This is a genomic window from Streptomyces sp. 142MFCol3.1 (genome assembly GCF_000424945.1).
In the GTDB taxonomy this organism is placed as follows: Bacteria; Actinomycetota; Actinomycetes; order Streptomycetales; family Streptomycetaceae; genus Streptomyces; species Streptomyces siamensis.
Genome location: NZ_AUKV01000019.1, coordinates 44,225 through 62,951, shown reverse-complemented (window position 1 = coordinate 62,951; position 18,727 = coordinate 44,225). Strand labels below are relative to the sequence as shown.

The window sequence follows — 18,727 nt, the reverse complement described above, 5'->3', positions numbered from 1 at the left end:
GCCTGCCTCACTGTCCCCGACCGGACGAACTGGCAGGCGCCGCCACATGTTCCGGTGCCGTGTCCCTGTCCCGGCGCCACCGCATCGGCTCCAGGACGCGGGCGGGACGCGGCCACGGAGCCTGGCGCACGACGGTCACTTCACGAAGCGGTACTTCACATGGGTGGCGAGGGGGGTCTCGACCACCCTGACCTGTTCCAGGTCCCGCCGTCCGGCGCCCGGTCCCCCGAACAGCCGAAGCCCGTCGCCGAGGAGCGCGGGCACGATGTGCAGTTGCAGCTCGTCGATGAGCCCTTCCCGGAGGTACTGCCGCACGGTGTTCGCCCCGCCCGCGATGTCGACGTTCATGTCCCCGGCGGCGGTCCTCGCCCGGTCGAGGGCACTGTGGATGCCGTCGGTGACGAAGGTGAAGACGGTGCCGCCCTCCTTGACCAGGGTCGGACGGGGCCGGTGGGTGAGCACGAAGACCGGGGTGCGGAACGGCGGGTTGTCGCCCCAGAACTCCTCGCCGGTGTCGTACATCATCCGGCCCATGACCACCGCGCCGGTGGCGTCGAACCACTCGCGCATCAGCTCGGAGTCGCGGTTGTCCTGCCCGCCGGTCATACCCTGGCGCTCGCGCCAGCTCGCCAGGTCGTGGATCCACTCGAAGAGCGGTTCGGCGCCGTCGCCTCCCGGGTTGTCGAGGGCGACTCCGGTGCCGGCGACGAAGCCGTCCAGAGAGATGGCGAGGTCCGCGGTCACGGTCACGACGGTGCTCCTGAACTCCTGGGGTGTACTGCCTCCACCCTCACGTCGATCGGGAACCCGCGCATTCGACACGCGGCTCAGGGAATCTTGTACGTCTCCCCGTAGACCTTCCACTCCAGCGGCGTCTTCAGGTCCAGGTTCCCGTCGTACAGGAACTGCCGCTGGGCCGTGTCGATACGGGTCGTGTCGCGGTCGGGGTTCTTGGACTTCATGGCCTTGCGGCGGATGTCCAGGAAGATGTCCAGGTACGCCTTCTCGTCGCCGCCCTCGGAGGGCAGGTCGGCCTCGCGCATGGCGCGTTCGCGCAGGCCGTAGAAGCCGCCGGGGCCGGTGCCCGGGCCGTGCAGGACCATGGCGTCGTAGTAGACGAACTGGCCCAGGGTGCCGAGGCCGTCGAGCTTGGCGAGCCGGACGGCGGGGTCGAAGTAGACGCGGTCGCGTTCGGTGACCTGGGCGTCGCGGAAGGCGGGGAGCCGGGCCTCGTGCTTCCAGGCCGCGGTGAAACCGGGGTCGAGGCCATCGTGGGAGTCCGTGCCGTCGACCTTGCGCAGCGCGGGGAGGTAGCGCGCGAGGCCGTTGTCCGGGTGGGCCTTGGTGTAGCGCTCCACGAGGGTGAGCAGGTCGTGGGTGCCCGTGCAGAAGCCGACGATGCCCGCGGTGTAGCCCTGGCCGTCGCCGATGTCCTCGATGTAGCCGTACGCCTCGCGCCAGCTCAGGGTGGAGTTCTCGGCGCTCGCCACGATCTGCTGGGCGAGCTCCTTCTTGCCCGGGGCGGCGAGGCCCGGCGGCATGTCGGCGATGACCTCGTCGTCGGCGGCCTGCTCGGCCTTGGCCTTGGCCTCCTCGCGGGCCTGGCTCGACGCCGAGGTCCCGCCCTTGCCGTCGGCCGTGGCCGGGTGCTCGGGCGTGGCGAAGTACACCACCGCCGTGACCAGGACGGGGATCGCGCCGAACAGCAGGCAACCAGCTCTCTTCATGGCGCACAGGTTACGGCGGGGAGGCGCACGGGTGTGCGCCCCCTCCCGCCTGCGGGGGACGGCGGCGCCGCCACCGAGCCGTCATGGGGCACGCTCTAGGCCATACCGCTCTTCAGTGACGACACCTTGACCACGGTCAGCACCACGAGGAGCACCAGGAGGCCCGCGCAGGCCGCCGCCTGCACCGCCGTACGCCGCTGGTCGCGGGGCGCGTAGGCGTACGCGGCCGTCACGGCCCCACCGGCCAGCAGACCGCCGAGGTGCCCCTCCCAGGAGGTGACCGCGGCCGAGACGGCCAGCCAGAGCAGCAGCCCCACCATGAAGCGGTTGACGGCGCGCATGTCCGCGCCCAGCCGGCGGGCCATCACGTAGTACGCGGCGCCGAGGCCGAAGATCGCGCCGGACGCCCCGAGCGTGGGGTCCTCCGGGGAGATCAGCAGGACGAGGACCGAGCTGCCGAGCGCCGACAGCAGGTACAGCGTGAGGTAGCGGGCACGGCCGAGCTGCGCCTCCACCACGCGGCCGAGGTTCCACAGCGACACCATGTTCATCACGATGTGCAGGATGCCGAACGTGCCCTCGGTGGGTGGCAGATGGAGGAACGCGCCGGTCAGCAGCCGGTACCACTCGCCGTCGACGAGGCCCTCCGCGTGGTAGCCCGCCGGGTACAGGGCCTGCCATACGTAGTGGCCGCCGTCCGGCCCCACCAGACCGGCGCCGAGCATCTCGAACCGGTCCGTCACCGAGGAGCGCGCCAGTTCGGCGAGGTAGGCCAGGACATTGAGGCCTATGAGCACGTACGTCACCGCGGGGACCGTCGAGATCCGGCCGCCGAAGGCGGTGCGGGCCTGGCGGACCGACCGCGCGCCCTCCTTCACGCATTCCACGCACTGGTGGCCTACGGCCGCCTCGCGCATGCAGTCCGGGCAGATGAAGCGGTCGCACCGGGTGCACCGCACATGGGACTCCACCTTGGGATGGCGATAGCAGGTGGTGACGGCGGACTCGGGCTCCACGGCCGGCTCCTCAGGAGGTACGTGCGGGACAACGGGGGTGCGGGGGCGGTCGAACGGGTGCGGGTAGTGCGGCGGCGAACAAAATAGCGAACGCCCGTGGGTGGGCGGGACGGCAGGGGGCCGTGGTGCCGTAATCTCGGCGGTCCCGCCACCAGCGCGCGATCGGAGATCCGTATGGCCGGAATCAGCCTCACCAAGGTGGAGGAGACCGCGCCGGCCCTGGTCGGTCCGTACAGGAGCGCGGGAGTCTCCCTCACCAAGCACGGGCTGAGCGGGCAGCGGGCCGCCGTGTACCTCGTGGTCGACTACTCGGGGTCGATGAAGCCGTACTACCGGGGCGGCAGCGTGCAGGCGCTCGCCGACCGGGTGCTCGGCCTCTCCGCGCACCTCGACGACGACGGTTCGGTCCCGGTCGTCTTCTTCTCCACGGACGTCGACGCCGTCACCGACATCGCGCTCGACAACCACCAGGGCCGGGTCGAACGGATCGTGGCCGGGCTCGGGCACATGGGCAAGACCAGCTACCACCTGGCCATGGACGCCGTCATCGAGCACTACCTGGACAGCGGTTCGAAGGCCCCGGCTCTCGTCGTCTTCCAGACCGACGGCGGCCCGATCAACAAGCTCGCCGCGGAGCGGTACCTGTGCAAGGCCGCGAAGCTCCCGCTGTTCTGGCAGTTCATAGGGTTCGGTGACCCGGGCAGCAGGCAGTTCGAATTCCTGCGCAAGCTCGACGAGCTGGCTGTGCCCGAGAAGCGGGTGGTCGACAACGCCGGGTTCTTCCACGCCGGTTCGAATCCGCTGAAGGTGTCCGACGAGGAGCTGTACGACCGGATGGTCGGCGAGTTCCCGCAGTGGCTGACCGCCGCGAGGGCGCGGGGGATCGTGCGATGACCGTGCGCCTGCTGCCCGCCGCGGGACGGGCCGCCGTGCCCTGGAAGAACGGCGGCGGAGTCACCCGGGAGATCGCCGCCGGGCCCGAGGGAGCGGGCATGGACGACTTCGCCTGGCGCGTCAGCCTCGCCGACGTCGGCGCCGACGGGCCCTTCTCGGCGTTCGCGGGGGTGGACCGCATCCTGACCATGGTCGAGGGCGCGGGAATGGACCTCACCGTCGGCGGCGCGCACCGGCGGGTCGACACGCGGTACGTTCCCCAGCACTTCCCCGGCGACCTGCCCACCGACTGCCGGCTTCTCGCGGGACCGGTCGTGAACCTCAACGTCATGTGGCGCCGGGGCGGCGGGGCGACCCCGGCCGTCACCGTGGGGCACCCCGGCTCGCCGCCCGCCGGTCCGGCCGGACCGGCCGCGCTCGTCGTCGTGCTGGACGGGACCGCCGAGGTGGCCGGGCTGACCCTCGGGCGGTACGACGCCGCGCTGCTGACCGGCGAGCCGGCCGTGCCGCGCGTGACGGGCCGCACCGCCGTCATCGACCTCGCCGGAGTGCGCTGAGCGGGCCGACCTCCCCGGCGCGACCGCGAGCGGGGATTCCGGGAGCGCATCGGCGGCTCCGGCCGACCCGGTGACCCCCGTTGGCTTCGGCGGGACGGCATGCCACCCTTGGGGGCCGAGGGGAGCGGCGTATGGGCGCACGAGAGACCAACTCCGGTCGGGCTGCGGGGACTTCGGACGCCGGGACACCACGCACCGGCGGGTCCGGGGTCGCGGGGGCGGTGCCGGGCGGCACAGGGGACGGGACGGCCGGGTCCGCGACGGCCGGCACCCGGAACGGGGCGGCGCGCGCCGCGACCGGGACGACGGCCTCCCGGCCCGTCGCGCCCGCGGCGGGCACCTCCCGGGCCGGGAGGGCGGCCGAGCCCGCCAAGGGCGAACGGCTCGCGGACTGGGCCGACGGGCGGCTCGGCACCTACGCGCTGGCCAAGGCCAACATGCGCAAGGTGTTCCCGGACCACTGGTCCTTCCTGCTCGGCGAGATCTGCCTGTACAGCTTCCTCGTACTGATCCTCACCGGCGTCTACCTCACCCTGTTCTTCGAACCGAGCGGTGTCGAGGTCGTCTACCACGGCTCGTACGAGCCGCTCAACGGCGTCATCATGACCAGGGCCTACGAGTCCACGCTCGACATCAGCTTCGACGTGCGTGGCGGGCTGCTGATCCGGCAGATCCACCACTGGGCGGCGCTCGTCTTCCTCGCCGGAATGCTCGTGCACATGATGCGGGTGTTCTTCACCGGCGCGTTCCGCAAGCCGCGCGAGGTCAACTGGCTCTTCGGGTGGACCCTGTTGATGCTCGGCCTCATCACCGGGCTGACCGGCTACTCGCTCCCCGACGACCTGCTGTCCGGCACCGGCGTCCGCTTCGCACAGGGCGCCATCCTCTCCGTCCCGGTCGTGGGGACGTACCTCTCCTTCTTCCTCTTCGGAGGGGAGTTCCCGGGGCACGACATCATTTCGCGCTTCTTCCCGATCCACGTGCTGCTGCTGCCCGGCATCATGCTCGGCCTGGTCGTCGCCCATCTGATCCTGGTCTTCCACCACAAGCACACGCAGTACCCCGGCCCCGGACGGGACGAGAAGTCGGTCGTCGGGATGCCCTTCATGCCCGTCTACATGGCCAAGGCCGGAGGGTTCTTCTTCCTTGTCTTCGGTGTGCTGTCGATCGTGGGCGCGATCGCGACGATCAACCCCGTGTGGGCCTTCGGCCCCTACCGTCCCGACCTGGTCACCACCGGCGCGCAACCCGACTGGTACCTGGGCTTCTCGGAGGGCCTGATCCGGGTGATGCCGGGATGGGAGATCAACGCCTGGGGGCACACGCTCCAGTTGGGCGTCTTCATCCCCTTCATGCTCTTCCCGCTCATCATGACGGCGATCGCCGTCTACCCCTTCGTCGAGGCGTGGATCACCGGCGACAGGCGCGAGCACCACATCCTGGACCGGCCGCGCAACGTGCCCACGCGCACCGCGCTCGGCGTGGCCTGGCTGACGCTGTACGCGGTGCTCCTCGTCGGTGGCGGCAACGACCTGTGGGCGACCCACTTCCACCTCTCGATCAACGCGATCACCTGGTTCGTGCGGGTGGCCGTCTTCGCCGGTCCCGTGCTCGCCTTCGTCGTGACCAGGCGGATCTGCCTGGGGCTGCAGCGCCGGGACCGCGACAAGGTGCTGCACGGGCGCGAGTCCGGGATCATCAAGCGCCTTCCGCACGGCGAGTACGTGGAGGTCCACGAACCGCTCACGCCGGCCCAGCGGTTCACGCTCACCCAGCACGAGCAGGCGCCGCCGTACGAGGTCGGGCCGCGCGTCGACGCGAACGGCGTCACCCGGCGGATCCCCGTCCCGCACCGGCTGCGGGCACGGCTGGCCCGCGCCCTGTACGGACCCGGGACACGGATACCCAAGCCGACGGCGGAGGAGTACCGGGAGGTCACGAGCGGGGACCAGCACCACTGAGCCCGCGCAGGACCTCCGCCCGGCATTCGGCCGGAGTGCCCCACGCGGTGCGCAGCGCACGGGCCTTTGTCAGCCAGAGGGAGAGGTCGTACTCCGCCGTGTAGCCGATCGCGCCGTGCAGCTGCAACGCGGACCGGGCCGTCGTCCAGGCCGCCTCGCAGGCCGTGACCTTGGCGGCGGCCAGGTCCGCCGGGGTCATCGACAGCGCGGCGCCGAACAGCAGCGGACGCGCGAACTCCAGGGCGATCCTCGCGTCCGCCAGCCGGTGCTTGACCGCCTGGAACGAACCGATGGGCACACCGAACTGGGTGCGCCGCCGGACGTGGCCGACGGTCCGGTCGAGGAGCGCCTGCCCGACGCCGAGGGCCTGGGCCGCGATGGCGAGACGGGCCCAGCCGAGCGCGCGGGCGGCCGCGTCGGCCACCTGGGGGCCTACGGCGAGGCGTTCGCCGCCGGAGCGGGGGAGAGCCAGCCGGCGGGCGGGGTCCAGGGACGTCCGCGTGAGGCCGCTGGGCCCGGCGGCGTCCCGGGACGCCCCTCGCAGCTCCGCCGCCGCGCCGGTGCCGCGCACCGTCAGGTGCAGGTCGGCCACGTCGCCGTCCAGCGCGAAGGGGCTCCCGCCCGGGAGGACCAGCGTCGTCATGGACTTGCCCGACACGATCGCCGGCAGGAGCCGCTCGGCCGGGCACTTCTCGCCGAGAGCGGCGAGGAGGGCGGCCCCCGCCACCGTCTCGGTCAGCGGTCCCGGCACGGCGTGGCGGCCCAGCTCCACGAAGGCGACGGCGATGCCGACGGGCAGCGGGCCCAGCCCCTCGTACGCCTCGGGAGCCGCCAGCGCGAAGACGCCCGCGTCGGCGAGCCGGGACCACACGGCGCGGCCGGGTCCGTGGTCGCCCGAGGCCCAGGCGCGTACGACGGCCGGCGTGTCCGCGGACGACAGCATCGCGTCGAGCGAGGCGGCGAAGGCGCGTTGTTCGGTGTCGAGCAGGAAGTGCATCAGCGACGGCCCTTCGGTAGGCCGAGCAGCCGCTCGGCGATGATGTCGCGCTGGATCTCGTTGGTGCCCGCGTAGATGGGGCCGGCGAGGGAGAACACGAACCCCTCGGACCATGCGGTGTCCGCCTGCTCGCCGGCCGGGCCGAGCAGGTCGAGTGCCGTCTCGTGCAGCGCGATGTCGTACTCGGACCAGAAGACCTTGTTCAGGCTGGACTCCGGCCCGACGGTCTCGCCGTCGAGGAAGCGGGAGGCGTGGGCGTAGGTGAACAGCTGGTAGGCGCGGGCGCCGATCACCGCGTCGGCCACCCGGTCGCGCAGGGCCGTGTCCGAGGGGTCGGCACGGTCGCGCCACAGGCCCACCAGACGGTCGGCGGCGGCCAGGAAGCGGCCCGGTGGACGCAGGGTCAGCCCGCGTTCGTCGCCCGTCGTCGCCATGGCGACCCGCCAGCCCGCGCCCGGCTCGCCGATCACGTCCGCGTCCGGGACGAACACGTCGTCCAGGAACAGCTCGGCGAAGGCCGGCTTGCCGTCCAGCCGGCCGATCGGGCGGACCGTCACCCCCGGTGCCCGGAGGTCGAACATCAGGTAGGTCAGGCCCTGATGGGGCTTCGGGGTGTCCGGTTCACTGCGGAACAGGCCGAACGCGCGGTCGGCGAACGCGGCCCGCGACGACCACGTCTTCTGTCCGCGCAGCAGCCAGCCGCCGTCCGTGCGCACCGCGCGGGAGGTGAGCGAGGCCAGGTCGGAACCCGCCTCCGGCTCGGACCACGCCTGCGCCCAGACGACCTCGCCCGTGGCCATCGACGGCAGCACGCGCGCACGCTGCTCCGCCGTCCCGTGGTCGAAGAGAGTCGGGGCGAGCAGGCTGATGCCGTTCTGGCTCACCCGGCCCGGGGCCCCCGCGGACCAGTACTCCTCCTCGAAGACCAGCCAGCGCACCACGTCCGCGGCGCGCCCGCCGTACTCCTCGGGCCAGGACACCACCGACCAGCGGTCCGCGGCCAGTTCGGCCTCCCAGGCCCGGTGGGCGGCGAATCCCTCCGCGGTCTCCAGGGAGGGGAGGGGAACGGCCGGGACGTGGGCGTCGAGCCAGGCGCGGGCCTCGGCGCGGAACGCCTCGTCGGCGCGGGAATGGGCGAGATCCATCGGCGGCACCTTCCGGTGGCAACCTTCCCTAACAAGTGTTTGGTAGGTTAGCGTGGAGCCATGAGCGACGTCGAGAGCCCGGCGTACGTCCCCGGGCACGGGCTGCTGGAGGGGCGCACCGCCGTCATCACCGCCGCGGCGGGCGCGGGCATCGGCGGGGCCACGGCGCGGAGGTTCCTGGAGGAGGGGGCGCGCGTCCTGATCAGCGACGCCCACCCGCGCCGGCTCAAGGAGACCGAACAGGCCCTCGCCGCAGAGTTCGGCGCAGGGCGCGTCGCCGCACGGCCCTGCGACGTCACCGACGAGACCCAGGTCCAGACGCTCTTCGAGGCGGCCACGGACCTGCACGGAAGCCTGGACGCCGTCGTCAACAACGCCGGGCTGGGCGGTACGTCACCCCTCGTCGACATGACCGACGAGCAGTGGTCGAAGGTCCTCGACGTGACACTGACCGGCACCTTCCGGTGCACCAGAGCGGCCCTGCGGCTGTTCCGGGCGCAGGCCGGCGGGGGAGTCCTCGTCAACAACGCGTCCGTCGTCGGCTGGCGCGCCCAGGCCGGCCAGGCCCACTACGCCGCCGCGAAGGCCGGGGTCATGGCGCTCACCCGCTGCGCGGCGATCGAGGCCGCCGCCTGTGGAGTGCGGGTCAACGCCGTCTCGCCGAGCCTCGCCATGCACCCCCACCTGGCGAAGGTGACCACCCCCGAACTGCTGGAGGAGCTGACCGGACGCGAGGCCTTCGGGCGGTACGCGGAACCGTGGGAGGTGGCCAACGTGATCGTCTTCCTGGCCTCCGGATACTCCTCCTACCTGACGGGCGAGGTCGTCTCCGTCAGCAGCCAGCGTGCCTAGGCGCCGGCCCGGCGCGATTCGTCGGACGGGCTCCGCCCGCGCAGCGGCGCCGGAAGTGCGGGCCCCCGTGGTCCGCGGGACCACAATGGACCCGTGCCTACCAAGAAGAAGCCCCAGGTGACCGCGACACCGGAGCGGCGCCGCGAACTGCTCGACACCGCCGCCGAGGTCTTCGCCGAGCAGGGCTACAACGCCACCACCGTACGCAAGATCGCGGACGAGGCCGGCATGCTCGCGGGCAGTCTCTACTACCACTTCGACTCCAAGGAATCGATGCTGGAGGAGATCCTGCGGACCTTCCTCGACGAGCTCTGGAGCGGTTACAACGCCGTCCTGGATGCCGGCCTCGGCCCGCGCGAGACCCTGGAGGCACTCGTCACGGAGTCCTTCCGGGAGATCGACCGGCACCGGGCGGCCGTCGCGATCTACCAGAAGGAGTCCCGGCAACTCGCCGCGCAGCAGCGCTTCGCGTTCCTCGCCGCATCGCAGCGCAACTTCGAGAAGGCGTGGCTGAGCACACTGGAGCGCGGCGTCGTCGCCGAGGTCTTCCGGGCCGACCTCGACATCCGGCTCACCTACCGGTTCGTGCGCGACACCGTGTGGGTCGCCGCGTCCTGGTACCGGCCCGGAGGACAGCACAGCCCCGAGGAGATCGCCCGGCAGTACCTGTCGATGGTGCTGGACGGCATCTCCGCACGGGAGTAGCCGTACGCCAACACCCCATGTCCGCCAAGGAGTCGCCATGGCCGAGGCCTACATCGTCGAAGCGGTCCGCACGCCCGTCGGGCGCCGTGGGGGAGGCCTGGGCGGTGTCCACCCGGCCGACCTCGGCGCGCACGTCCTCAAGGCCCTGATCGAGCGGTCCGGCGTCGACCCGGCCGCCGTCGAGGACGTCGTCTTCGGCTGCCTGGACGCGGTGGGACCGCAGGCGGGGGACATCGCCCGCACCTGCTGGCTCGCCGCCGGACTCCCCGAGGAGGTGCCGGGAGTCACCGTCGACCGGCAGTGCGGGTCCTCCCAGCAGGCCTTGCACTTCGCCGCCCAGGCGGTGCTCTCCGGAACCCAGGACCTGGTGGTCGCGGGCGGTGTGCAGAACATGACCCTCATACCCATCGCCTTCGCCTCCCGGCAGGCCGCCGAACCGCTCGGCCTGACCGAGGGACCCTTCGCCGGCAGCAAGGGCTGGCGGGCGCGCTACGGCAGCCTTCCCGTCAACCAGTTCCACGGTGCCGAGGCGATCGCCCGGAAGTGGGGCATCGACCGGCGCGCCCAGGAGGAGTTCGCACTGCGCTCGCACCGGCGGGCGGTCCGCGCGCTCGACGAGGGCCGCTTCGCACGCGAGACGGTGGCCTACGGCGACGTGACGGCCGACGAGGGCCCGCGCCGTGACACCTCGCTGGAGAAGATGGCGGCACTGAAACCCGTCGTCGAGGGCGGCACCATCACCGCCGCCTGCTCCTCGCAGGTCTCCGACGGCGCCGCCGCGATCCTGCTCGCCTCGGAGCGCGCGGTCCGCGAACACGGGCTGACGCCGCGCGCCCGCGTGCACCACCTCTCCGTCCGGGGCGAGGACCCCATCCGGATGCTGTCGGCCCCGATCCCCGCGACGGCGTACGCCCTGAAGAAGACCGGCATGTCCCTCGACGAGATCGACCTCGTCGAGATCAACGAAGCCTTCGCCCCGGTCGTCCTCGCCTGGCTCAAGGAGACCGGAGCCGACCCCGACAAGGTCAACGTCAACGGCGGCGCGATCGCACTGGGCCACCCGCTCGGTGCCACCGGAGCGAAACTGATGACGACGCTCCTGCACGAACTGGAGCGCACCGGCGGCAGGTTCGGCCTCCAGACCATGTGTGAGGGTGGAGGGCAGGCCAACGTCACCATCGTCGAACGGCTCTGATCTGCCCGGCAGTTCACCGAAGAGGTGTCGTCCGGGCCCGGGGCGGGCCCGGACGACACCGGAGCGGCCTCAGCGGACGAGGGAGAAGCCCAGCAGCACCGCTCCGTGCACCTCCACCATGCCGGGCGCCAGGTCGCCGTCGGAGTTCCCGCCGCCGCTGCCGTGCCCGCGCCCGCCGCCGCGCAGCTCCCAGGACTCCGCGTCCACGTCCTGGATGTGCAGCACCGTGCCCAGCTCGACCCCCGCGGCCTCCGCGTACACCTCGGCCTTGCGACGGGCCGCCGCCACCGCCCTGCGGCGCGCCTCGTCGCGGACCGCCGGCTTGTCCCGGACATCGAAGACGACGTCCTCGACCCGGTTGGCGCCCGCCTCGACCGCGTCCACGATCAGCTGCTGGAGGGTGTCGATGGCCTCGGTCTCCACCGCGTACGAAGCCCGGCACCGGTACCCGAGGAACTTGCGGTCGCTGCCGTACCCCTCGTACTCCGAGTTGAGCTTGAGGCGGGAGCCGGACACCGACGCGTCCGGTATGCGGTGCGCGCGCAGCGTCTCCCGCAGCCGGGACACCGCCGCGCCCGCCTCCTGGAAGGCCCGGTCCGGGGAAGGCTCCAGGACATCGATGGTGAGTCTCACCCGCACCAGCTGGGGTTCCAGCCGGACGCTTCCCGCACCGAAGACACTGAGGCCCCACGGCTCGTTGATCGACTGATTCATGCGGGCATTGAAGCACCGGGGTCCGGCAGGGCGCCGAGGGTTTCGTGAGCCTGGGCCATCACGCGGGTGACCAGCTCGGCGCACGACGGCAGGTCCTCGATGACACCCGCGACCTGCCCCGACGCCATCACCCCCAGATCCGTGCGCCCCTCCACCATCGACGCCCGCAGCAGCATGGGGGTGTTGGCGGCGAGCAGGACCTGGCTCCACGTCAGGTCCCGGCCGTGCCTCGTGGCCAGGCCGTCACGGATCAGCCGCGACCAGGACAGTCCGGACAGCCGCCGGAAGCCGGCCGCCCGGCGCACGGCCCGGACCAGCGTCCTCGCCCGGCCCGACCGCTCCAGGGAGTCGACGAGCTCGCTGCGCAGCATGCGGTGCGGCAGCCCGTCGACGGCCCTGGTCACCGTGACGTCCTCGACCGTCGCGGCCAGATACCTCGCCTTCACCGCGTCGGGGACGGTGGAGTCCGAGGTGAGCAGGAAACGGGTGCCCATGGCGATGCCCGCCGCGCCGTACGCCAGCGCGGCCACCAGGCCCCGCCCGTCGTGGAACCCGCCTGCGGCGACGACCGGTATGCGGACCGCGTCCACCACCTGGGGCAGCAGCACCGTCGTCGCCACCTCCCCGGTGTGGCCGCCGCCCTCGCCGCCCTGCACGATCACGGCGTCCGCGCCCCACGCGGCCACCTTCTCCGCGTGCCGCCGGGCGCCGACGGACGGGACGACGACCACGCCGGCCTCCTTCAGCTCGGCGATCAGTTCGCGTGAGGGGGCGAGCGCGAAGGACGCGACGCGGACGCCCTCGTCGATGATGATCCGCACCCGGTCTCCCGCGTCCCCGGCGTCGGCGCGCAGATTCACCCCGAACGGCTGGTCCGTACGGGACTTGACCTCCCGCACGGCTTCCCGCAGCCGGTCGGGCGTCATGGTCGCGGAGGCCAGGACACCCAGCGCACCGGCGTTCGCCGTCGCCGAGACCAGACGGGGGCCCGCAACCCAGCCCATCCCGGTCTGCACGAGGGGGTGGCGGACCCCGACGAGCCGGGTCAGCGCGGTCTCCATCAGCGCCCGTCCCGCCCCGCCGGGGGGACCTCACGGTCCCGCGCCCCGGTCGGGTCGATGACCTCGCGGATCAACTCCAGCTCCCGATCGGTCGGTTCGCGGGTGGACGGCACCTCGTCGGGGACCGTCAGCGCGAAACCCGTGGCCGCCCGCACCTCGTCGACCGTGACACCCGGGTGCACCGAGGCCAGCCGCATCGAGCGGTCGGGCGTCGCGAAGTCGAGGACGGCGAGATCGGTCACCACGCGCGGCAGGCGGTGGAAGCGGGCGGCGCTCGGACCCGCGGCGGCGGCACGGTCGTACCCCACGCCGCACACCATGTCGACCCGCTCGACGAAGACGCGCGGAGAGTGCTTCGGGATCCAGTAACTCGTCGCATTGTTCAGGGTGTTGACCGGGGCGCCGCGCACGCCCAGCAGCTGGCGCGCAGGGCGCTCCCAGTCGCCGATGCGGGAGATGTTCTGGTTGCCGAAGCGGTCGATCTGGCTCGCGCCCATCATCACGTGACGGCGCCCGCCGGTGACCGCCGTCAGATGCCGGCGGTAGGGCAGCCAGCCCTCGGGCGTGCCGTCGGGGCCGACGAGCATGGCCTCGCCGTCGGTGAGCAGCAGGTCGGGCGAGAAGGTGCGCCGGGCGAGGCGAGCGGCGATCGAGGGGATCAGGCCCATGGGGCTGGCGAGCACCTCGCCGTCGCCCCGCCAGGCCTCGGCGCAGGCGATCACGCAGTACTCGGCGCGGGTCGTCCTCACGGGGTCCCTTCCTTCTGCCAGGCCTGGACGGCGCGTTGATAGGCGTGTTCGTCGCCGCTGAGGAAGCGCTCGGCGAACTCGGCGTGCCCAGTGGTCGCGTACAGCTTCTGGAAGGCCTCGTCGCGTCCGTAGTCGGGGACGCAGGAGGTGAAGTGCGCGCCGTTCGGCGTCTCCACGACGCCCGTCACGCTCGACCGCTGGAGCAGCAGCGTCTGCGGGGCGCCCTCCTTGATGAGGTCCGCCGTGTCGACGATCCGCTCGCAGGAGACGTACGCCGCGTCCGCCGCCTCGCAGAACAGGTCGTCGAAGTACGGGTCGGGGCCCAGATACTGGCCGTTGCCCAGGCGGTCCGCGCGGTTCATGTGGACCAGGGCCGCGTCGAGGCGCAGCGCGGGCATGGCGACGAACTCCTCGCGCACTCCCGTGGACGGGTCGGCGTACGGCGACGTGACCGTCCGCAGGCCCCGGCCGACCCGCAGGACGTCCGAGCCGAGGCCCGCCCGCACCGGCAGGAACGGCAGCCTGTTCGCGGCGGCGTGCAGCCCCCACATGAACATCGCCTCGTCGACCTCCGTCAGCTCGATGGCACCGCTCTCCCGCGCCGCGCGGTAGTGCGGTTCGAGGGGGATCGAGTCGAGGGTGACGAAGGCGGTGACGAGCTTGCGGATGCGTCCGGCGGCGGCCAGCAGGCCCACGTCCGGGCCGCCGTACGACACGACGGTGAGGTCCGTGACCGCGGTACGGAGCAGGGCTCTGACCAAAGCCATCGGCTTGCGGCGTGCGCCCCAGCCGCCGATGCCCAGGGTCATCCCGCTCTCCAGACGGGCGACGGCCTGATCCGCGGACATGGTCTTGTCGGTCACTGGACGGCCTCCTCGCCGAAGGTGGCGCGGACGCGGTCGGCCACCCCGCTGAGGCTGGCCTCGAAGGTGAAGCCCTGCTCGAAGCGGTAGCTGCGGCGCACGTCGACGGGGTCGATGCCGTTGATCGCCGCCTTGGCGAGGCGGATGAGCCGGCCGTCCTTGGCGGCTATCTCGCGGGCCAGCTCCAGCGCGGCTGCACGCAGCCGCTCCCGCCCGACGACCCGCCACACGGAGCCGTGCGCGTGCAGTTCGGCCGCACTCGCCGTGCGTGAGGTGTAGTACAGCGCCCGCATCAGGTGCTGCGGGACCAGCCGGGCCAGATGCGTGGCCGCGCCGAGCGCGCCCCGGTCCAGCTCGGGGAGGCCGAAGGTGGCGTCCTCGCTGGCCACGATCGCGTCGGCGTTCCCCACGAGGCCTATGCCGCCGCCCAGGCAGAAGCCGTGCACCGCGGCCACGACCGGAACCTCGCACTCGTACACCGCGGCGAAGGCCTCCGCACAGCCGCTGTTGGCGCCGAGGAGCGCGCTGTGGCCGTCCCGGTCGCGCTGCATCTCCTTGATGTCGACTCCCGCGTTGAACCCGCGTCCCTCGGCCGTCAGCACCACACAGCGATGGCCGGGGTCGCGGCCCGCCGCGCGGATCGCGTCGGCCAGGGCGAACCAGCCGCTGACCGGCAGCGCGTTCACCGGGGGGAAGTCGACCGTGACGACGGAAATCCCCTTTTCCGGGGACGAGGTGGAGACACCCATGGGCGCATCAGCTACCTTTCCACCAAACGTTTGTTAGGTGCAATCTCGAAGCTAGCAGCGAATGCATCCGCGCGGGAGGCCCTGTGGACAACCTGGATCGCGACGGCAGGACGGTCGTCGTCACCGGCGGCACCCGTGGTGTCGGGGCCGGGATCGCGAGGGCCTTCGCGCGGACCGGCGCGCGGGTCGTGGTCTGCGCCCGCAGACCGCCCGAAGTCCCGCTGGAGGGCATCGACTTCGTCCCCGTCGACCTGCGCGACACGGCCGCCGTCCACACCTTCTTCGACGCCCTGCCGCAGCTCGACGTGCTGGTCAACAACGCGGGCGGCGCCCCCTACCGGCCGCTGGCACAAGCGGACGCGGCACGGCACGCCCGGGTGATCGAGCTCAACCTCACCGTGCCGCTCTCCGCCTCGCTCGCCGCGTACGAGCACCTCAGGCGGTCCGGGGGCTCCATCGTGATGATCGGCAGCGTGAGCGGGACGCGGCCGTCCCCCGGGTCGGCGGCGTACGGCGCGGCCAAGGCGGGTCTGGAGAACCTCGCCCGCTCGATGGCCGTCGAATGGGCCCCCGACATCCGGGTCAACACCTTGGTCGTCGGCATGGTCCGCACCGAGCTGGCCCGTCTGCACTACGGCGGGGAGGACGGGGTCGCGGCCGTCGCCGGCACGGTCCCGCTGGGCCGCCTCGCCCGGCCCTCGGACGTCGGGGAGGCCGCCGTCTTCCTCGCGTCGGACGCCGCCGCGTACATCAGCGGGGCCTCGCTCCTCGTCCACGGCGGCGGGGAGCGGCCGGCGTTCCTGGACGCCGCGACGGTCAACAAGGAGAGGGGAGACGTGCGATGAGCGAACGGCGGCTGTGCGAAGAGCGGGTCGTCGTCGTCACGGGAGCGGGCCGCGGGCTCGGGAGGGCGCACGCCCTCGCGTTCGCCGCCGAGGGTGCCCGGATCGTGGTGAACGACCTCGGCGTCGGCCTCGACGGCACGCCGGGGGTGGGGGGTCCGGCCGCGCGGGTGGCCGAGGAGATCCGAGCGGCGGGCGGCGAAGCGGTGGCGCACGGCGGCGACATCGCAACCGCCGAGGGCGCCGCGTCGCTGGTCCGTACCGCCCTGGAGACGTACGGCCGCCTCGACACCCTCGTCAACAACGCCGGGTTCCTGCGCGACCGGATGCTCGTCAACCTCGAAGAGGACGACTGGGACGCCGTGACGCGCGTCCACCTGAAGGGGCACTTCCTGCCGTTGAAGCACGCGGCGGCGCACTGGCGCACCGAGGCCAAGGCGGGACGGACCCCGTCGGCCCGCGTCGTCAACACCAGCAGCGGGGCCGGGCTCCTGGGCTCGGTGGGGCAGGGCAACTACAGCGCGGCCAAGGCGGGGATCGTCGGGCTGACCCTCGTCGCCGCCGCGGAGCTGGGGCGCTACGGGGTCCAGGTCAACGCGATCGCCCCGGCGGCCCGTACGCGGATGACCGAGCGGACGTTCGCCGAGACCATGGCCGCGCCCGGGACCGGGTTCGACGCCATGGCCCCCGAGAACGTCTCGCCGCTCGTCGTCTGGCTGGGCTCGGCCGCCAGTGCCGGGGTCACCGGCCGGGTCTTCGAGACCGAAGGCGGGCGGATCACGGTGATGGAGGGCTGGCGGCCGGGTCCGAGCGCGGACAAGGGCGCGCGCCGCACCCCGTCGGAGGCGGGCGAGACGGCGCTGGAACTGCTGGCGGCGGCGCAGACGCCCGGCGTGGTGTACGGATCGGGGTAGCGCGGCCCGCCGGCGCGTCGTGACCCGGGCTCCTGGGTGCTACCGGCCCTCCAGGAGGGCGGCGATCTCCGCGTGGCCCGTTTCGCGGTCGTCGCCGGCGAAGGGGTGGCCCTGCGCGTCGAGGAGCTGGACCTCGACGACCGTCCGGCCGTCCTGCCGTGAGAGGTGGGTGGTGGACGGGTGTCCCGCGCCGTGGGTCAGGGTCAGCCCCGCGAGGAGCTCGGCCGCCACGTCCAGGGTGAGCTGGCGGCGGGCCTCCGCCAGCGCCTCGCGCCTGCCCCCCGCGCCTCGCGCGAGAAGGGCGCGGACGCAGCCGGGGGAGCCCCGGTGGGCGGCGGCCACCAGCGGGGCCTCGCCCTGGGGGCCGGGCCGGTCCGGGTCGGCGCCCGCGGCGAGGAGTGCCTCGGCGACCGCGGAGTGGCCGCGCCTGAGCGCCCAGGTGAGGGCGGTGAATCCGAAGGCCTCCACCGTGTCGGGCCCGGCCCCGGCCGCGAGCAGGGCGTGCACCACTTCGGTGTGCCCGCCGCAGGCCGCGCCGCACAGCGGGGCGTCGGTGCCCTGGCTCAGCCGGTCCGGGTCGGCACCGGACACGAGCAGCAGCCGTACGATGCCGGGCTGATCGCTCACCGCCGCCAGGTACAGCGCCGTCTGACCGTCCTCGTCCACCGACTCGGGGCTCGCTCCGGAGCGCAGCGACCGAACGACCGCGTCCTCGTCACCCTCGTACACAGCGGTGAAGAGGCGCGCCGTGAGGTCGTTCGTGCTCATCCTTCGACCCTCGCGCGCGAAGGAGGCGCGAGGCAAAGGCTTTTGAGGTGTGCTGTCTCACCCCTCGCTCTTCCTGGCACGTGACTCACCCGTCACGTGTCGCACTCCAGCACCGTCCTGCACAGCGTGCAGCGGGCCCGTACCCGGCCGCGTACCGGGACCCTGATCCGCTGGTGGCAGGTGGGGCAGGGGAAGGAGACGCGCAGGGGGCCCTGGCGGTCGGGCGTGAAGGAGTAGGGGGCGCCGGGCCGGTGGGCCGAGGAGTGGTGGTCCTGCGCGTAGCGGCGGTCCTTCGCGTAGCGGTGGCGGCCCGCCCAGCCTGCCGCGGTGAGCGGCGGCTGCTGCTCGTCGCGGCGGGCCTGCGCCATGCCCTTGGTGTACGCCGTGTAGGCCTGCGGGCTGGTGAACCAGACGGAGGGGTCCTCCCCGAAGAGGAGGGCGCGTTTGGCGAGGACGTACCCGAACTCCTCCGGGGTGAGGTAGCCGAGCTTCTGCGAGGACGCCGCGTCCTCGCGGTAGGCGTCGAGGAGGAGCCAGCCCGCTCCCAGGTAGGCCGCGGCCGTGTCGGTGAGGATCTCGTTGTCGCGGGTGCCGGGGAAGGCGAGGTCGAGACGGTGCAGATAGACGTGCATCACCTCGTGGGCGAGCGCGGCCCCGATGTCCCTGCGGTGGGTGCGGAAGCGGTCGTTGAGGTCGACGAAGTACTCGGGTCCCGCGGCGAGCTCGACGTTCGCCGCGTGGGTCATCTCGCGGAAGCCGATGATCATCCGGGCGTCGGGCAGCCGGTAGTGCCGGACCATCTCGCGGGCCACGCGCTGCGCGCCGAGGTGCAGGTCGTCGGTGTCGGCGAAGGCGACGTCCGCGGGGGCGACGCTGGCCGCGAACGTGTGGATCGTGTCGTACGAGAGCCGTCTGTACAGCGCGGTGATCGAGGCCCGCACCGTGTCCAGATGCGGGTATCCGTGCTCGACGGGACCGCCGTTCGCCACGTCCGCACCCCCTGAAGACGCCGGAATCG

The 18,727-nt window shown here is 72.6% G+C and carries 20 protein-coding genes; 8 read left to right on the top strand and 12 right to left on the bottom strand.

All coding sequences use genetic code 11. The features are described 5' to 3' along the window. Positions 1 to 135 precede the first annotated feature (135 nt). From H305_RS0126780 to H305_RS0126770, 3 genes are all read right to left on the bottom strand, one after another. Complete coding sequence (locus H305_RS0126780; RefSeq protein WP_028803131.1) at positions 136 to 750, bottom strand: dihydrofolate reductase family protein; 615 nt, start codon at positions 748 to 750, stop codon at positions 136 to 138. 77 nt (positions 751 to 827) lie between these two features. After that, on the bottom strand, positions 828 to 1,727 hold the full coding sequence (locus H305_RS0126775) for a chitosanase (RefSeq protein ID WP_028803130.1): 900 nt from the start codon (positions 1,725 to 1,727) through the stop codon (positions 828 to 830). 95 nt (positions 1,728 to 1,822) lie between these two features. Next, positions 1,823 to 2,743, bottom strand: a complete 921-nt coding sequence (locus tag H305_RS0126770; RefSeq protein WP_028803129.1) for a rhomboid family intramembrane serine protease — start codon at positions 2,741 to 2,743, stop codon at positions 1,823 to 1,825. Between the two features lie 174 nt (positions 2,744 to 2,917). On the opposite strand from H305_RS0126770, the gene H305_RS0126765 reads away from it, so the two are divergent. The 3 genes from H305_RS0126765 (at position 2,918) to H305_RS0126755 (ending at position 6,155) form a co-directional block, all read left to right on the top strand. Beyond that, positions 2,918 to 3,637, top strand: a complete 720-nt coding sequence (locus H305_RS0126765; protein WP_028803128.1) for a vWA domain-containing protein — start codon at positions 2,918 to 2,920, stop codon at positions 3,635 to 3,637. Next, positions 3,634 to 4,194, top strand: coding sequence for a HutD family protein (locus H305_RS0126760; RefSeq protein WP_028803127.1), 561 nt, complete (start codon positions 3,634 to 3,636; stop codon positions 4,192 to 4,194). The genes H305_RS0126765 and H305_RS0126760 overlap by 4 nt, the downstream gene beginning before the upstream one ends. A gap of 131 nt (positions 4,195 to 4,325) precedes the next feature. Next, on the top strand, positions 4,326 to 6,155 hold the full coding sequence (locus H305_RS0126755; RefSeq protein ID WP_028803126.1) for a cytochrome b: 1,830 nt from the start codon (positions 4,326 to 4,328) through the stop codon (positions 6,153 to 6,155). On the opposite strand, the gene H305_RS0126750 is transcribed toward H305_RS0126755, so the two are convergent. Next, on the bottom strand, positions 6,130 to 7,152 hold the full coding sequence (locus H305_RS0126750; protein WP_028803125.1) for an acyl-CoA dehydrogenase family protein: 1,023 nt from the start codon (positions 7,150 to 7,152) through the stop codon (positions 6,130 to 6,132). The genes H305_RS0126755 and H305_RS0126750 overlap by 26 nt on opposite strands. Further along, positions 7,152 to 8,297: an acyl-CoA dehydrogenase family protein gene (locus H305_RS0126745; protein WP_028803124.1), complete on the bottom strand. Its 1,146-nt coding sequence runs from the start codon at positions 8,295 to 8,297 to the stop codon at positions 7,152 to 7,154. Before H305_RS0126745 ends, H305_RS0126750 begins: the two co-directional genes overlap by 1 nt. A 60-nt stretch (positions 8,298 to 8,357) precedes the next feature. Between H305_RS0126745 and H305_RS0126740 the strand changes: the two genes are divergently transcribed. The 3 genes from H305_RS0126740 to H305_RS0126730 all read left to right on the top strand — a co-directional run bounded on the left by H305_RS0126740 (position 8,358) and on the right by H305_RS0126730 (position 11,049). After that, entirely contained in the window at positions 8,358 to 9,149 is a 792-nt protein-coding gene (locus H305_RS0126740) for an SDR family oxidoreductase (protein ID WP_028803123.1), read from the top strand. Between the two features lie 93 nt (positions 9,150 to 9,242). Further along, positions 9,243 to 9,854, top strand: a complete 612-nt coding sequence (locus H305_RS0126735; protein ID WP_028803122.1) for a TetR/AcrR family transcriptional regulator — start codon at positions 9,243 to 9,245, stop codon at positions 9,852 to 9,854. Positions 9,855 to 9,891: 37 nt separating this feature from the next. After that, entirely contained in the window at positions 9,892 to 11,049 is a 1,158-nt protein-coding gene (locus tag H305_RS0126730; RefSeq protein WP_028803121.1) for an acetyl-CoA C-acetyltransferase, read from the top strand. Positions 11,050 to 11,118: 69 nt separating this feature from the next. Here the strand turns inward: H305_RS0126730 and H305_RS0126725 are convergent, their stop codons facing one another. The 5 genes from H305_RS0126725 to H305_RS0126705 are packed head-to-tail and all read right to left on the bottom strand — an operon-like array spanning position 11,119 to position 15,185. Beyond that, a complete protein-coding gene (locus tag H305_RS0126725; protein WP_028803120.1) occupies positions 11,119 to 11,763 on the bottom strand; it encodes an SIMPL domain-containing protein in 645 nt (214 codons plus the stop codon). Next, positions 11,760 to 12,824, bottom strand: a complete 1,065-nt coding sequence (locus tag H305_RS0126720) for an NAD(P)H-dependent flavin oxidoreductase (protein ID WP_028803119.1) — start codon at positions 12,822 to 12,824, stop codon at positions 11,760 to 11,762. Before H305_RS0126720 ends, H305_RS0126725 begins: the two co-directional genes overlap by 4 nt. Further along, entirely contained in the window at positions 12,824 to 13,573 is a 750-nt protein-coding gene (locus H305_RS0126715; protein ID WP_037765444.1) for a CoA-transferase subunit beta, read from the bottom strand. Before H305_RS0126715 ends, H305_RS0126720 begins: the two co-directional genes overlap by 1 nt. Beyond that, positions 13,570 to 14,436, bottom strand: a complete 867-nt coding sequence (locus H305_RS0126710) for a CoA transferase subunit A (RefSeq protein WP_028803118.1) — start codon at positions 14,434 to 14,436, stop codon at positions 13,570 to 13,572. The genes H305_RS0126715 and H305_RS0126710 overlap by 4 nt, the downstream gene beginning before the upstream one ends. Next, entirely contained in the window at positions 14,433 to 15,185 is a 753-nt protein-coding gene (locus H305_RS0126705; RefSeq protein WP_028803117.1) for an enoyl-CoA hydratase family protein, read from the bottom strand. The genes H305_RS0126710 and H305_RS0126705 overlap by 4 nt, the downstream gene beginning before the upstream one ends. Positions 15,186 to 15,277: 92 nt before the next feature. Here H305_RS0126705 and H305_RS0126700 point away from each other — a divergent pair, with 92 nt between their 5' ends. After that, a complete protein-coding gene (locus tag H305_RS0126700) occupies positions 15,278 to 16,030 on the top strand; it encodes an SDR family oxidoreductase (protein WP_037765494.1) in 753 nt (250 codons plus the stop codon). Beyond that, on the top strand, positions 16,027 to 16,941 hold the full coding sequence (locus H305_RS0126695) for an SDR family oxidoreductase (RefSeq protein WP_028803115.1): 915 nt from the start codon (positions 16,027 to 16,029) through the stop codon (positions 16,939 to 16,941). Before H305_RS0126700 ends, H305_RS0126695 begins: the two co-directional genes overlap by 4 nt. Before the next feature lie 39 nt (positions 16,942 to 16,980). On the opposite strand, the gene H305_RS55820 is transcribed toward H305_RS0126695, so the two are convergent. Further along, positions 16,981 to 17,709: an ankyrin repeat domain-containing protein gene (locus H305_RS55820; protein ID WP_028803114.1), complete on the bottom strand. Its 729-nt coding sequence runs from the start codon at positions 17,707 to 17,709 to the stop codon at positions 16,981 to 16,983. Positions 17,710 to 17,801: 92 nt separating this feature from the next. Continuing rightward, entirely contained in the window at positions 17,802 to 18,698 is an 897-nt protein-coding gene (locus H305_RS0126685) for a hypothetical protein (RefSeq protein WP_028803113.1), read from the bottom strand. Between the last annotated feature and the right edge of the window lie 29 nt (positions 18,699 to 18,727).

Coding starts and splice junctions, on each gene's coding strand:
- H305_RS0126775 (WP_028803130.1), bottom strand. CDS start 1,727: ATGAAGAGAGCTGGTTGCCTGCTGTTCGGCGCGATCCCCGTCCTGGTC.
- H305_RS0126765 (WP_028803128.1), top strand. CDS start 2,918: ATGGCCGGAATCAGCCTCACCAAGGTGGAGGAGACCGCGCCGGCCCTG.
- H305_RS0126760 (WP_028803127.1), top strand. CDS start 3,634: ATGACCGTGCGCCTGCTGCCCGCCGCGGGACGGGCCGCCGTGCCCTGG.
- H305_RS0126755 (WP_028803126.1), top strand. CDS start 4,326: ATGGGCGCACGAGAGACCAACTCCGGTCGGGCTGCGGGGACTTCGGAC.
- H305_RS0126750 (WP_028803125.1), bottom strand. CDS start 7,152: ATGCACTTCCTGCTCGACACCGAACAACGCGCCTTCGCCGCCTCGCTC.
- H305_RS0126745 (WP_028803124.1), bottom strand. CDS start 8,297: ATGGATCTCGCCCATTCCCGCGCCGACGAGGCGTTCCGCGCCGAGGCC.
- H305_RS0126740 (WP_028803123.1), top strand. CDS start 8,358: ATGAGCGACGTCGAGAGCCCGGCGTACGTCCCCGGGCACGGGCTGCTG.
- H305_RS0126730 (WP_028803121.1), top strand. CDS start 9,892: ATGGCCGAGGCCTACATCGTCGAAGCGGTCCGCACGCCCGTCGGGCGC.
- H305_RS0126725 (WP_028803120.1), bottom strand. CDS start 11,763: ATGAATCAGTCGATCAACGAGCCGTGGGGCCTCAGTGTCTTCGGTGCG.
- H305_RS0126720 (WP_028803119.1), bottom strand. CDS start 12,824: ATGGAGACCGCGCTGACCCGGCTCGTCGGGGTCCGCCACCCCCTCGTG.
- H305_RS0126705 (WP_028803117.1), bottom strand. CDS start 15,185: ATGGGTGTCTCCACCTCGTCCCCGGAAAAGGGGATTTCCGTCGTCACG.
- H305_RS0126695 (WP_028803115.1), top strand. CDS start 16,027: ATGAGCGAACGGCGGCTGTGCGAAGAGCGGGTCGTCGTCGTCACGGGA.
- H305_RS55820 (WP_028803114.1), bottom strand. CDS start 17,709: ATGAGCACGAACGACCTCACGGCGCGCCTCTTCACCGCTGTGTACGAG.